The sequence below is a fragment of the Rhodococcoides fascians A25f genome (assembly GCF_000760935.2).
Classification (GTDB): Bacteria; Actinomycetota; Actinomycetes; order Mycobacteriales; family Mycobacteriaceae; genus Rhodococcoides.
Genome location: NZ_CP049744.1, coordinates 4,662,705 through 4,676,892 on the forward strand (window position 1 = coordinate 4,662,705; position 14,188 = coordinate 4,676,892).

12 protein-coding genes are annotated in these 14,188 nt (G+C 64.8%); 3 read left to right on the forward strand and 9 right to left on the reverse strand.

Annotation, left to right across the window (positions count from 1 at the left end; genetic code table 11):
• Positions 1-35: 35 nt before the first annotated feature.
• Positions 36-2,162 (reverse strand): S9 family peptidase, encoded by a 2,127-nt coding sequence (locus BH93_RS21905; protein WP_037173250.1) that lies wholly within the window; start codon positions 2,160-2,162, stop codon positions 36-38.
• A complete protein-coding gene (locus BH93_RS21910; RefSeq protein ID WP_037173567.1) occupies positions 2,159-3,043 on the reverse strand; it encodes a phosphoribosylaminoimidazolesuccinocarboxamide synthase in 885 nt (294 codons plus the stop codon). The genes BH93_RS21905 and BH93_RS21910 overlap by 4 nt, the downstream gene beginning before the upstream one ends.
• A 63-nt stretch (positions 3,044-3,106) precedes the next feature.
• Here BH93_RS21910 and BH93_RS21915 point away from each other — a divergent pair, with 63 nt between their 5' ends.
• Both BH93_RS21915 and BH93_RS21920 read left to right on the forward strand, forming a co-directional pair.
• Complete coding sequence (locus BH93_RS21915; RefSeq protein WP_037173252.1) at positions 3,107-4,510, forward strand: MDR family MFS transporter; 1,404 nt, start codon at positions 3,107-3,109, stop codon at positions 4,508-4,510.
• A 10-nt stretch (positions 4,511-4,520) separates the two neighbouring features.
• On the forward strand, positions 4,521-5,087 hold the full coding sequence (locus BH93_RS21920; RefSeq protein WP_037173253.1) for a CG0192-related protein: 567 nt from the start codon (positions 4,521-4,523) through the stop codon (positions 5,085-5,087).
• Here BH93_RS21920 and BH93_RS21925 read toward each other — a convergent pair.
• Genes BH93_RS21925 through BH93_RS21935 form a run of 3 tightly spaced genes read right to left on the reverse strand, consistent with a single transcriptional unit; the run spans position 5,084 to position 8,748 of the window.
• A complete protein-coding gene (locus BH93_RS21925; protein ID WP_037173254.1) occupies positions 5,084-6,139 on the reverse strand; it encodes an ABC transporter ATP-binding protein in 1,056 nt (351 codons plus the stop codon). The two genes, BH93_RS21920 and BH93_RS21925, sit on opposite strands and share 4 nt — an antisense overlap.
• Positions 6,136-7,704 (reverse strand): ABC transporter permease, encoded by a 1,569-nt coding sequence (locus BH93_RS21930; protein WP_242459030.1) that lies wholly within the window; start codon positions 7,702-7,704, stop codon positions 6,136-6,138. Before BH93_RS21930 ends, BH93_RS21925 begins: the two co-directional genes overlap by 4 nt.
• 3 nt (positions 7,705-7,707) lie before the next feature.
• Positions 7,708-8,748 (reverse strand): iron ABC transporter substrate-binding protein, encoded by a 1,041-nt coding sequence (locus tag BH93_RS21935; protein WP_037173256.1) that lies wholly within the window; start codon positions 8,746-8,748, stop codon positions 7,708-7,710.
• A 116-nt stretch (positions 8,749-8,864) separates the two neighbouring features.
• Here BH93_RS21935 and BH93_RS21940 point away from each other — a divergent pair, with 116 nt between their 5' ends.
• Positions 8,865-10,058 (forward strand): FAD-dependent monooxygenase, encoded by a 1,194-nt coding sequence (locus BH93_RS21940; RefSeq protein WP_037173258.1) that lies wholly within the window; start codon positions 8,865-8,867, stop codon positions 10,056-10,058.
• On the opposite strand, the gene BH93_RS21945 is transcribed toward BH93_RS21940, so the two are convergent.
• The 4 genes from BH93_RS21945 to BH93_RS21960 are packed head-to-tail and all read right to left on the reverse strand — an operon-like array spanning position 10,055 to position 14,161.
• Positions 10,055-10,948, reverse strand: a complete 894-nt coding sequence (locus BH93_RS21945) for a siderophore-interacting protein (RefSeq protein ID WP_037173260.1) — start codon at positions 10,946-10,948, stop codon at positions 10,055-10,057. The two genes, BH93_RS21940 and BH93_RS21945, sit on opposite strands and share 4 nt — an antisense overlap.
• A gap of 48 nt (positions 10,949-10,996) precedes the next feature.
• On the reverse strand, positions 10,997-12,814 hold the full coding sequence (locus BH93_RS21950; protein ID WP_037173262.1) for a siderophore-interacting protein: 1,818 nt from the start codon (positions 12,812-12,814) through the stop codon (positions 10,997-10,999).
• 40 nt (positions 12,815-12,854) lie between these two features.
• Positions 12,855-13,082: a phosphopantetheine-binding protein gene (locus BH93_RS21955; RefSeq protein ID WP_155290924.1), complete on the reverse strand. Its 228-nt coding sequence runs from the start codon at positions 13,080-13,082 to the stop codon at positions 12,855-12,857.
• Positions 13,083-13,120: 38 nt separating this feature from the next.
• Positions 13,121-14,161, reverse strand: coding sequence for an ABC transporter substrate-binding protein (locus tag BH93_RS21960; RefSeq protein ID WP_242459031.1), 1,041 nt, complete (start codon positions 14,159-14,161; stop codon positions 13,121-13,123).
• Positions 14,162-14,188: the final 27 nt, after the last annotated feature.

Sequence of the window (14,188 nt, forward strand, 5' to 3'; positions counted from 1 at the left end):
CATGTGAACGGAAACTCGTAGCAGGCTACGAGTTTCTATGCACGTGCGCCGGAGGCGCTCACGATCCACGCGTACTCGAAAGCCGCTTCCTTCCACTTCTCGTAGCGTCCGCTCACTCCCCCGTGCCCGGCGCTCATTTCGGTCTTGAGCAGCAGATCCGAGTCCCCCGTCTTCGTGGCACGCAGGGCCGCAACCCATTTGGCGGGTTCGACGTAGAGGACGCGGGTGTCGTTGATGGACGTGATCGCCAGGATCGACGGGTAGTCCTTGGCCTCGACGTTCTCGTAGGGAGAGTACGACTTCATGTATTCGTACACCTCCTTGTCCGCCAACGGGTTTCCCCACTCATCCCATTCGATGACCGTCAGCGGCAGTGACGGGTCGAGGATGGAGGTGAGCGGATCGACGAACGGAACGTTGGCGAGGATGCCGTTGAACAGCTCAGGTGCCAAGTTGGCCACCGCACCCATCAGCAGACCGCCTGCGCTACCACCGTCGGCGACCAGATGCTTCGGTGAGGTGCGGCCGGTGTCGATGAGATGCTGTGCGGCAGCGACGAAGTCGGTGAAGGTGTTCTTCTTCTTCAGCGTCTTGCCGTTGTCGTACCAGTGGCGACCCATCTCGCCGCCGCCGCGCACGTGTGCGACGACGAACACGATGCCGCGGTCGAGGAGAGACAACCGCGCGACCGAGAACGACGGGTCCATCGACGCCTCGTACGATCCGTAGCCGTACAGCAACGTGGGAGCCGGGCCCTCGGGGACGTCCTTGCGAGCGATGACCGACAGCGGAATCTGCGTTCCGTCCGGCGCGGTGGCCCAATCTCTGTGCTGCACATAGTCACTGGCATCGAACTTGCCGAGAACCGGCTGCGATTTGCGGAGTAGCAGTTCACCAATGGCGATGTCGAGGTCGTAGACCTGACCGGGGGTGATGAACGAGGTGTAGACCATCCGCAGCAGCGGCTGGTCCCACTCGGGGTTCGAGCCGGCTCCGACCGAATAGAGCTCCTCGTCGAACTCGAGCTCGCGGTATTCGCCGTATCCCTCGTCGGTCAGTGGCCAGATCGCCATGCGGGTCAACGCTTCTCGCCGGTAGGTGAAGATCAGGTGGCCGGCGAAGGCGTCGATGTCCTCGACTCGGACGTCGCCCTGATGCGGAACCAGAATGCGCTGATCGAGCGGGTCGGAGACCGGGGCCTCGGCGAGCAGGAAGTTCTCGGCCTTCTCCCCCTCGGTGCCCCAGCCGTTGACCGAACCGTTGTGGGTGATGAGGAAACGATCCTCACCCGCCACGACGGCGTGTTCGATGCTGTACTCGATGCCGTCCGTGCGCGGCAGTACCACGCGGAACTCGCCCTCGGGATCGGTGGATTCCAGGACGAGGCACTCGGAGGTGATCTTTGAACCGACCCAGATCATCAGGTACTTCTCGCTACGGGTGGAACCGAAACCTACCCAGTAGCTTTCGTCGGGCTCGTGGAAGACCTTGACGTCCTCGGTCTTACCGAGGGTGTGTCGCCACACGGTGTCGGGACGCCAGGATTCGTCGACCGTCAGGTAGAAGACGTGCGTGGCGTCGGCGGTCCAGGTGGCTCCCGGCGCGACGTTCTCGATGGTGTCGGCCAGCAGTTCTCCGGTTTCGAGGTTCTTGAAACGCAGCGTGTACCGCTCGTCGCCCTCGGTGTCGGTCGAGTACGCCAACAGCGTGCCGTCGAGACTGATCGAGAACGCACCGAGGGAGAAGAAGTCGTGACCCTCCGCCTCGACGTTGGCGTCGAGCAGGACCTGCTCACCGGGAACGTCCACGTCGGAAGACAGCGTCGGCGGTGTCCAGTCGTCGGGAGAGTCCACGGGGCAACGGCATTGGAGGCCGTACGACTTACCCTCGACGGTGCGCGAGTAGTACCACCACTGACCCATGCGCGTCGGCACGGACAGGTCGGTCTCCTGGGTTCGCGATTTGATCTCGTCGAAGATCTTGCCGCGAAGTGATTCCAGTCCGGCCGTCTGCTGCTCGGTATAGGCGTTCTCGGCCTCGAGGTACGCGATGACCTCGGGGTCTTCCTTTGCACGCAACCATTCGTAGTTGTCGGTGAACGTATCGCCGTGATGGGTGCGCTCCAGCGGCACCTTCTTGGCAACGGGAGGGGTGATCGTCATGGCGTGACCCAATCGTCGAAGTTCAGGCCCGAGATGCGCTCGTAGGCCTCGATGTAGCGGCTGCGTGTCGCGGCGACGATGTCGTCCGGCAACGGTGGTGGCGGGGTGTCGGACTTGCGGTCCCACCCGGATTCACCGGTCAACCAGTCGCGGACGAACTGCTTGTCGAAGCTCGGCTGAACGCGACCTTCCTGGTACGAATCGGCGGGCCAGTACCGCGAGGAGTCGGGAGTGAGCACCTCGTCGGCGAGCACGAGATTGCCGTCGGCGTCGGTACCGAACTCGAACTTGGTGTCAGCGAGAATGATTCCGCGTTCCAGAGCGAAGTTTGCTGCGCGCGAATAGATCTCGATGGTGTCCTCGCGCAACTTGAAGGCAAGTTCGGCACCGACCTGCTCGACGGCCTGGTCGAAGGTGATGTTCTCGTCGTGATCGCCGAGTGCCGCTTTTGCGGCGGGAGTGAAGATCACCTCGTCGAGTTTGCTCGATTCGATCAGGCCGGGCGGCAGCTCGACTCCGCAGACCGCTCCGGTCGCGTTGTAATCGGCCAGACCGGAGCCGGTGAGGTAGCCGCGAGCGACGCATTCGATCGGCACCATGTTCAGCTTCTTCACCACCAGAGCGCGGCCGAGCAGTTCGGCGGGAATGCGCTCGTCTCGCGGGTCGCCTGCCAGATGGTTCACGCCGCCGAGTTCTTCGAAGAAGAAGACGCTCATCGCCGTCAGCACCCGTCCCTTGTCCGGGATCGGGGTGTCGAGGATGTGGTCGTACGCCGAGATGCGGTCGCTCGCGACGAGCAGCAGATGCGCGTCGTCGATGGTGTAGAGATCGCGGACCTTGCCGCCGGCCAGATGCTCGTAGCTACTCAATGATGGTCGCACGGTGTTCAACACTATCTGGGCCGGTGCCGCCGCGTCGGCAGGCAGGGATCACAATGAGTAGCAATGGCAACGACCGAATCGACCCCGGACATCGGATTCCGCTCCGAACGCGGTCCCATCCTGATCGCGCTGATGCTCAGCTCGTCACTGGTGGCGCTGGACGCCACGATCATCGCCACTGCGGTGCTCACCATCGTCGGCGACCTCGGCGGGTTCGCGCAGTTCCCGTGGTTGTTCTCGATCTACCTGCTTGCGCAGGCGGTCTCGGTGCCGCTCTACGGCAAGCTCTCCGACCTGTTCGGACGCAAGAAGATCATGCTGTTCGGTATCGCGATGTTCTGTCTCGGCTCCATTCTGTGTGGCCTGGCGTGGAGCATGCCTGCTCTGATCGCCTTCCGCGCGATTCAAGGACTCGGTGCGGGTGCCGTACAGCCGATGTCCATCACGATCGCCGGCGACATCTACACCCTCGCCGAACGCGCCAAAGTCCAGGGCTACCTGGCCAGCGTGTGGGCGATCTCCTCGGTTCTCGGCCCAGCGCTCGGCGGCGTCTTCTCCGAGTTCCTGTCCTGGCGATGGATCTTCTTCATCAACATTCCTCTGTGCGCGCTGGCGGCGTTCATGCTGCTGCGCAAATTCGAGGAGGGTGCCGTCGAACGCGCAAAACCCAAGATCGATTACCTCGGGGCCGCTCTGCTCACCGTCGGCGCAACAATGGTGTTGCTCGGCTTGCTGGAAGGTGGCCAGTCCTGGGCCTGGGGTTCGCCGATCAGCATCGCGATCTTCGTCGTGGGCTTCCTACTGCTTGCGGTGTTCGCGTGGGTGGAGTCCCGCGCCGAGGAGCCGATCCTGCCGCTGTGGGTGTTCACCCGGCGCGTTCTGGTGGTCAGCAGCTTCATCTCGTTGCTCGTCGGCGCGCTGATTCTGGGGCTGACCTCCTACGTGCCGACATTCGTGCAAGGGGTCTTCGGCACCGGAGCCATCGTCGCCGGGTTCTCGCTGTCCACACTGACTCTCGGTTGGCCGATCGCCGCATCCCAGTCCGGTCGGGTGTACCTCCGTTTCGGCTTCCGAACAACCGCGGTCGTCGGCGGCTCGATCGGCGTCGTCGGGGCGGCACTGACAACGTTGCTCGACGCCGAGTCGCAGATCTGGCATGTCGCGGCTATGTGCTTCGTCATCGGCCTCGGCATGGGGTTGATCGCGAGCCCCACGTTGATCGCAGCACAGTCGAGCGTCGATTGGGCCGAACGTGGCGTCGTCACCTCCACCAACATGTTCGCCCGCTCCCTCGGTAGCGCGGTCGGCGTCGCGGTGTTCGGCGCGATCGTCAACGCGCGAGTGTCCGGGGATCCCGAACCCGAACAACTGTCCGACGCCATCCATCTGGTCTTCATCGGAGTGTTGGTCGCGGCCGTCCTGATGACCGTCGCAGCCGTACTGATGCCGAAGCGTGCAGCAAAGTAGCGTTCTCTGTATGTCCATCATTCATCGCGCCACGCTCGTTCCCTCGAAACTGGACGCGATTGCAGCCTGGATTCCGACGCAGGAGTGGGCAGCTCAAAGGGATACCACCGGCTTCGAAGCCGTCGGCGCATATCGTTTCGACGATCCGGCGGGAGAGGTCGGCGTCGAAACCCATCTCGTGCGGACGCCGTCGGGCACGGTGTTTCAGGTACCCCTGACCTATCGCAGTGCACCCCTGGCCGGCGCCGACGCGTATCTTGTTGCCACGATGGAACATTCGGTACTGGGCACGCGTTGGGTCTACGACGGCGTCGGCGATCCGGTGTACGTGACAGTGACCACCGCGGCGATCGTCGACGGTGCTGAACAGGCGGAACTGGTGGTGCACTCCCCCGGCGGTTCTCGAGCGGTGCGTGAATCCACTACGCGGGTCCGGGGTACCGGTGGGCACCCGTCGACGTCACCGCGCCTGTATGTCCGACGGGTGATCGACACTACTGCCACCGAGCTGCCGCACTTGTTCGGTACCTGGCCCGGCCAACAGGATCCGATCCCGCTCGTGGAGTTGCGAACCTAGTCCGCAGAGCCCGCGAACCAGTGCACCGGAGACGTCACGGAGACGTCCACAACGCTGCCGGGGGTGAATCGATCGGAGGTGCGGGCGATGACCCGCAGTCGCAGCCCGGTATCGCTGTGCCGCAAGGTCACCGAGGACTCGGGGCCGGTGAAGAACTCGTGCTCGACGACGAATGCGCCGTCCTCCGGATCCGAGACCACCAACTGTTCGGGGCGAAGCAGAACCTGCCCGTCTCCCGTTGCGCGAGTGGTGGTCTCGATTCGTCCGAGGATCGTCTCGACGTAATCGCCGTGGCCCACCGCATCGACGAAGTACGCGTCGCCGACGAATCGCGCCACGGCGGGCGTGGTCGGCCGCTCGTACACCTGACGCGGCGTGTCGACCTGGGCGCAGCGCCCGCCCAGTAGTACAGCGACACGATCCGCCGTGCCGAGCGCTTCGGCCCGGTCATGGGTGACGAGAAGCGACGCGGTCTTGCTGGCCTTCAACAACTCTCGTACGTCCTGCCTGATCGAGGTGCGCAGTCCTGCATCGAGAGCGGCGAACGGCTCGTCCATCAGCACCACCGACGGTGCCGGAGCCAGCGCACGCGCCAACGCGATGCGCTGCTGCTGACCACCCGAGAGTTCGCTGGGCCGAATCGCACCCGCGTCGGGCAGTCCAACCAGCTCGAGCATCTCGTCGACGCGTCGCGACCGCTCCGCTCGGCCGGACAGGTACGGCCGCACGAACCCTGTGCGCAAACCGAATTCGATGTTTCGGCGGACTGTCAGGTGCGGAAACAGTCCACCTTCCTGCGGCATCAGGCCTATCCCCCGCTTCTCCGGGGGTACCTGGACACGTCCGGCAACGGAGAGGTCGCGCCCGTCGGAGGTGATGCGACCCGCATCGATACGGTGCAGGCCCGCGATCGATCTCAGCAGAGTCGTCTTGCCGCAGCCGGAGGGGCCGAGCACGGCGAGCATCTCACCGTCGCCCAGATCCAGATCGATGCCGTGCAACACCGTGGTACTGCCATAGGAGGCAACAAGATCGGAGATCATCGTACTCATCGCAGTACCACTCGCTTCCGTGTCGTGCGCCCCAGCGCCCGCGTCAGGACGATCGTCGGAACCACGGAGATCACGATCAGCGCCACGGCATAGGGAGCCGCCTCGCCGTATCGGAACGCCTCGGTGGTGGACCACAGCGTGGTCGCGAGGGTATCGACTCCGCGCGGGCGCAGCATCAGGGTCGCCGGCAATTCCTTGGCGACGGTCAGGAAGACCAGCGCGGACCCGGCGGCGATGCCGGGTACGGCGATCGGAATCGTCACCCGAAGGTCGGTGCGCACACGTCCGGCGCCGAGCGTTCGCGAAACATCCTCGAGAACAACAGGAGTGGCGTCGACGACGGCCCTGGTACTACCGACGGCCAACGGCAGGAACAGAACCACGTACGCCAGCACCAGCAGTAGCGCGGTCTGGTAGAACGACGGCAGGAACCTGATTCCGAGAAACACCGTGGCGAGTCCGACGGTGATACCCGGGAGACCGTGCGCAATGTACGTGGACAACTCGGCGGTGCGGGCACTTCGGGAGGTGGATCTGGCCGCGAACAGCGCGACCGGCAACGCGAGCACGGCTACCACCAGGGCAGCAGTCGCCGAGTACTGGACTGTCTTGGCGCTGACAGCCAGCACGTCCGACCAGTCGACGGTGAAGCGCAGCGATCGAGTGAGCCATCGCGCCAGTGCCAGTATCGGCACGAGCACCGAAATGCTCAGTGCTGCAACGACGACAGCGACAGCTGGGATGCGCCATCGGCCGAGGGCGATCGGCTCCGCGGTTCGGTCGGTGCCCGATCCCACGCGCGCCGTGGCCCCGCGTCGAGCACGCCGTTCGAGAAGGGTCAGCACCAACGCACCCACCACGAGCACCAACCCGAGGACGGCCGCCGCGGTACGGTCGAGCCCGCCGCGATAAGCGCTGTAGATGCCGAGAGTGAAGGCGTCGTACCGCATCAGTGCAACCGCCCCGAAGTCACTGATGGTGTACAGCGCCACCAGAAGTGCACCTGCCGCCGCCGCCGGAACGACGCGACGGCACTCGACGGTCAATGCGGTGCGCACCGCCCCGCGGCCCAGGGTGCGAGACACTTCGGCCAACGACGGGTCCGCGGTGGCGAACGCCGCGGACACCGGCAACATCACCAACGGGAAGCAGGACAACGTGAGCACCAGCGCAGCGCCGGAAAACCCTGCAAGTGAGGGAAATTCGGCGATCCACAGGTAGCCGGAGACGTACGACGGGATGGCCAACGGTGCCGCGAGAATCATCGAGAAGATGCGTCGACCCGGTAGATCGGTCCGCACGGTCAACCAGGCCAGCAGCGTCCCCACCACAACGGAGGCGACCACCACGGTGAGCGCGAGTGTGGCCGTCCGGACAACAAGATCGAGGGTGCGTTGCCGCAGGAGCAGCCGCAGTACTTTCTCGGTACCACCGTCGAACGCTCGAACGAACAGGTACACCAAGGGTGTCAGCGCCAGCGCTCCCACGCACAACGCGGCCGTCCCGAGAACGGGACGACCGCCGAAGTGGCGCCGCCGAAGCGGCTGGAGTGCAGAATCGAGCACCGACTAGATGATTCCGACGTCGGTGAGCAGGGTCTGGGTCTCCTCGAGGGACGAGAGCCGGCCCAGATCGAGATCGGTCGAGCCCAGCTCGGACAGCGGCGGCAGGTCGTAGTCCGACGTGACGCCGTCGATGACGGGGTACTCGGCAGTCTCGTTCGCGAAGTAGGTCTGCGATTCGGTCGAGAGCAGCTCACGGACGAAGTCGAATGCGGCCTCCTGGTTGTCCGACGCAGCCAGCACACCGGCACCGGCGACGTTGATCAGTGCGCCGGGATCACCGGGCTCGAAGTAGTGCAGCTCGACGGGAGCGTCGGCACCGTTCTCGTCCTTGAACGGGTACCAGTAGTAGTGGTTGAGGAGGCCGGTGGCGACCTGTCCATCGTTGACGGCGGTCAGCAGCGGGCCGTTGCCCTCGAACGCGACGGGCTCGTTGGCGACGAATCCTTCGAGCCAGGTGCGAGCACCGTCCTCACCGCGCTGCACGCGCAGGGCAGTGACGAAGGCCTGGAACGACGCGTTGGTCGGTGCGTAGCCGATCTGTCCGCGCCAGCGGGGATCGAGCAGTCCGTCGATGCCCGTCGGCAGGTCTGCCGCCTGCACCGAATCGGAGTTGTAGGCCAGCACGCGGGCTCGTGCGGAGGTGGCGACCCAGGTGCCGTCGGTGCCGCGGTACTGCTCGGGGACGAGCGAGAGGATGTCCTTGGGCAGCGGCGCGAGTGCGCCTGCCTCGTCGAGAGCGCCGAGGGCGCCTGCGTCCTGTCCGTAGAAGACGTCGGCCGGCGTCGCGTCGCCCTCTTCGAGGATCTTCGCGGCCTGGGCGTTGGTGTTGCCCGAGTAGTCGACCTCGATACCGCCGCCGATGCGCTCGATCAGCGGGTCGACGAGTTCTTCACCGCGGCCGGAGTACACCACCAGCGCGGTGTCTGCGGTGGCGGACTCGGACGTGGACGCGGCCTCGTCGGTGGAGCCCGAGCTGCACGCAGTAAGACCGAGGACGAGGGTTGCGCTGCACGAGAGCAGGGCCAAACGACGGACTGTGAACACTGGACTCCTGACGAAAAGGATGAACCGGACAATCCGAGAAGGTACACCACCAAGGTGAGGCTCAGCTACTTTCCCTTTCGGGATTGAACGACCAGCCGCCCGGGCATGCCCGTCCCATGACTTCTCGTGTGCTCGTCACCGGTGCCAGCATCGCCGGACCCACCGTGGCCTTCTGGCTCGACAAGGCCGGTTACGACGTCACCGTCGTCGAACGCGCTCCGCACTTGCGGCTGGGCGGCCAGAACATCGATGTTCGTGGATCGGGCCGCGAGGTGCTGCGGCGGATGGGCATGGACGCGACATTGCTCGCCAACGGCACCACCGAGAAGGGCACGCGATTCGTCGACGACAACGATGCCACCATCGCCGCTTTCCCGGCCGGCGACGGCTCCCACGACGGACCGACGGCGGAGTTGGAGATTCTGCGCGGCGAGTTCGCTCGGATCCTCGTCGAATCAGCCGGTCCGCGAACCGAATACCGGTACGGCGATCGTGTCGTCGGCGTTGCTCAGGATGCCGACGGCGTGGACGTCACGTTCGCGTCGTCGCCCGTGGAGAGGTTCGATCTCGTCCTGTTCGCCGACGGAGTTCGTTCCAGCAGTAGAGAACTGGTGTTTCCTGCCGAAGCTGAGACCACGCCGGTCGGCCTGTACACCGCCTACGGGGTGTTGCCGAAGGGACCGAGCGACGACGGCTGGTGGCGTTGGTGCAACGCCCCCGGATCCAGAGTCGCCAATCTGCGCCCGGACAACCTCGGCACGACGCGTTTCAGCCTGTCCTGGGTGTCCGACGATGGCGGGTACGAAGGCGCGTCCACCGAGCAGGTCATTGCTGCCTTGCGGGCGAAGTTCGCCGACGTCGGCTGGGAAGTGCCCAGAATTCTCGACTCGCTTGGACCGGACTCGGAACTCTACGTCGACTACCTCGCGCAGGTGAAGGCTCCACGCTGGTCGAACGGCAGAATCGGGATGCTCGGCGATGCCGCCTGGTGCGCAACGCCGTTGAGCGGCATGGGCACCACGTTGTCGGTCACCGGCGCCTACGTCCTCGCCGGCGAACTCGCCCGGGCCAGCGATCATCGCGCCGGATTCGAGGCCTTCGAGGCACGCATGCGGCCGTTCGTCGAGCAGGCTCAGAAGCTTCCGCCCGGCGTGCCTCGCGTCGCGCATCCGAAAACCGCTGCGGGAGTAGCCGCGTTCCGCGGGGTACTTCGTCTCGCCGGATCGAAACCCGTGCAAGCGGTCACGAGCAGATTCCTCGGTCCCGATGCGGCGACGCTGGAGTTGCCGAACTACGTATTCCGGAGTTAGAGCCCGACCCGCTCGAGCAGTGCATCGAATGCCTCACTGGCTTCCTGCTCGGTGCGGCCGGATTCGATGACGCCGTTGTACACCGCCAGCGCTTCCTCCTGGTACTGCTTGTACTTCTCGAGCCACTTCTCGGAATCGGCCCGCCAGTATCCGATGATGTCGAAATGCGCTATGTCGTAGCCCAATTCCTTTCGGAAATACTTACGCACCCGACGCGAGGACGACGCCTCTCCGGCGAACCACACGTAGCCGCGCCCCTCGGGTAGCGGGTACGCCAGCACCGCGTCGTCGAGAACGCTTGCGCTGTCTCCGTTTCCGGAACCGATACGCCAATCGAACGTGACGTCGGCCGCGGTCTCGAAGGATTGGATGTCGCCGCGCTCGAGCACCTCGACAATGGCATGAGCCTTCGCCCCGGCCGGCAACTGTTCGACGAGCCGGCCGAGTGCGGGCAAACCGGTCATGTCGGCGACCAGAAGCAGCCATTCGACGTCGGCGGGAGGTGAATACCAGGATCGCGGACGCGTGAAGAGCACCGTCTGCCCCGGGGTGGCCCGCTGAGCCCACGTCGCCGCGACCCCACCCTCGTGTGCGAAGAAGTCGATGGTCAGCTCACCGCGCTCGGGATCGAGACGGCGAATGGTGTAGTTGCGGCCCTCCGGTGCGTTCTCGAGACCGTGGAACCACCACAGGCCGTCGACCTCGGTCATCGGCGGCGGCTTCGTTTCCCCCGCCCGAGGGAAATAGACACCGACACATTCGTCGGGCACCCCGAGTGTGCGGTAGCCGGCGACATGCTCGCCGCCGAACGTCACGCGCACCATGTGCACCGTGAGCTGTTCCACCGCAACGACGTCGGCGTAGTAGAAGCCACGCGATCCTTCACTCATCTTCGTCCTCGATACATATCTCGTCGTTTTCTCGAGAGAACCTTCAGGCTAACCCCGGTAAGCATGTCCGCCGAACTCGGCGATGGTCGAGCCCCAACCCAATGATCCGAAACGCGGCGGCTCGAACCCCGACCCGACGACCAACTCCCGTACTTCCGCTGCAGTGCGACGACCCGAGCCGTACAGACACAGCCGCAACAGGTCGTCCTCTGTGTCGTGGTCATCGGTGGTGTCGGGATCGAGCAAGTCGGTGATCAGCACCACCCGCCGCCCCGAATTCCCCAGTGCCTTCAGCAGCACTCGGGCATCGGCGTCGGGGTGAGAATCGAGCACGTCGGCCGCGATCACCAGATCGACAGGCTCGGCCAACGGAACGAATTCACTGGCGTCGATGCGTTCGACCAGGTCCCGACGCGACGGAGCCACATCGGCCGCCGTGCGATCGCCCTGAGCGGGGAGTCCGACGAGACGTAGCGTCAGGTCGGGGTGCATGCGCGCCAGAGTATCCGCGTACACCCCGCCGCCCTCGCCGTAGATCGCGACGGTCCGAATTCCCTCCAGGTCGACTGCATCGGGCAGCGCGGGCGCTCGATACACGGCACCGAACGCTGTTTCTTCGTGAAAGTCAGCGGCGAACCCGTCCTCGCTCATCTTGTCGACGAAGCCGTGCTGCCGCGCCGGCACCCCGCTCCGTACGGTGTCGAGAAGGCCGAGGAACGCCATGTCCAGTCGTGAATGAATCCTGTCGAAATTCAACGACTGAGTGACGAAGGCGTCCGGGTCGCTGAGAAGCGCACCCATCTCGGAGAGTCCGAAACGAGTGCCGTCGGTGGTCAACAGTCCCATCAGAACCAGATGACGCAGTAGCTTGGCGGTGGCACCGGGATGCGTCGAACATTGGGCTGCGATGTCCGACGGCGTGCCTGCCCCACCGTCGATCGCGGCGAAGATACCGACGGTGACGGCGGTACGAATGGCGAACGGCGGCAACAACTCCGACAACTCGTGCAGCTGGGCATCGGGATCCGACTCCGCCGATGATCCGACGGCTGCGATCTCGCGTCGCTTCCAGTACCCGGCGATCTCGATGAATTGCTTCGCAATTTCCTTGTCCACCTTGGCCCAGCGACGCAGCGGTTTGATCGTCGACGCCTCCCCCGCCACCCACAGGTATGGCTGTCCGGGACGCCACTGCGCACGCTGCACCGTCTCCACCAAGCGTGACTCGCCGCCACTGTCGGTCCGACAGAGCCAGGTGATATCCACCGGCGCAGCGCTTGTCAGCTCTTGCCGGTGGGCGTGCTCGGAAACCTCGATGACCACCGTGGCAGGTAGATCGGCGGGCAACTTCTCCAGACAGTGCGCGATTGCGGGCAACGCAGTCTCGTCGCCGGCGATCAACATCCAGTCGACGCCGACGGGCAGTCCGGCCGAATGCTTGGGTCCGGCAACGAGAATCTTCTCGCCGGGCTGGACCGTCTTGGCCCAGTCGGCTGCCAGTCCACCCTCATGGGCCGCGAAGTCGAGAGCCATCTCGCGGCGCTCGTCATCGAAACGACGCACCGTGTAGGTCCGGCCGTACGGGAACGATCCCGGTGGCCAGTCGACCGTTCCGTCACCCGCGTTCTCGGGCACCGGAAACGGCAGCTTACCGGTGATCGGATCCACCGGAAGGACTTTGACGTCGTCATCGAATCCGGTGCTACGCACCGGTGGCAGCTCGACGCCGTCACGCACATGCGCATCCATCGACGGACCGCCCACGACGACGCGCCGCATCCCGGGCGTCACGTCTTCCACGGCCAGTACGTCGAGTTCCCGCATACAGATCGGAAAAACTCGAACCTCGCGGACGGTCCCCGCCATCGAACACCCTTCTGTCAGAAACGTCGGCTCGGCCGAAACTTCACAATTCACCCGACGCGACGGCTACCCAGTGCCCGACGGTCGGGTCTGCGGCCAGCGTCGGGAAATCGACGTCATCGGCACCCGCAGCCCGCCAGCGGTCCACCAATCCCATGATCCTGATCGAGTCCAGTCCCTCGTCGAGCAGATTCACATCGTCGCCGAGAGTCCCAGCCGCTCGGTCCAGTGCGGCGGCAATGTCTTCGATGACAGTATTGCGAGTGAGCACAGTTGCGTCCTTCGTGTTCGATTGGTTCCCGAATCTGCTCAGGCAGCGAAGGTCTGCTCGACCAGGTCGAGAGTTGACATCACACCGTCGTAATCGGGGCGGTAACTGGTTGCCGGAAGCTCGTACACCTTGCCGGAGGCGAATGCAGGCAGGCTCGCGTACGCCGGATCCTGCTGCAATTCGGCCAGGCTGCGCCCGGCCACCGGGACCACGAACATCACCGGCGCCGTCGCGATCGGTGCGAGCAGTTCGGGGCTGACAACGAACGAATCGCCCGAACCGTACAGCTCCGGATTGTTCGCCTTCGTCAGGACGTCGTCGGGTTCGAAGCCGACCGACGCCAGCAATGTCGGCAGTGCCGCAGTCTGCGGGATGAACGAGGGCTCGTTCGTACTCAGGGACAGCAAGTAGGAGACCGGGGCCCCGGGCACGGTGATCGAATCCTTCACCTCGGCAACCTTGTCCTCGTATGCCGTCATCAGCGCGTCGACCTTGTCCGATTCCCCGGCGGCCTCGGCTACTTCTTCGAGCTCACCCTGCCAGGTGTTGACGCTCGACGGTACGAGCACGGTAGGAGCAATCTGGGTCAACTGATCGTAGGACTCCTGTGCCAACACAGCCGCGAAACCCTGGCCGCCACCGATGATGAGATCAGGATCGGCCTGCGCAATAGCCTCGAGGTCGAGCTGTTCACCGGCCGGGAGCTCGGCCGTGCCTTGGGCTTTCGCCTTGTCGGCCCACTGCGGCGGAAAGCCACCGTCGAGGTTGGTGACACCGAGTAGGCGTGTGTCGGCGATGGCGATCGGTGCGTCCAGCGTGAACAAGTACCCCGCCAAACCGGCCGAGAGCACTGCGATGCGCTGTGGATCGGCGGGCACTGTGACCTCACCTTGATCGGTCGTGATCACGCGGGTATCGGCTGCTGTGGTCTCCGCCCCCTCGTCCGAGCCGGCATTGGAGCTGCACGCTGCCGATCCGAGGACGATCAAGGCGGCCGAGGCCACTGCCGCGAGGCGCAGGCCCCGGATGCGGAATCGCGAACGGGAATGGCCCGAATCTGTACTTGCCGTACTCGACACTGCTGGATCCTTTCGAGATCTTTCATG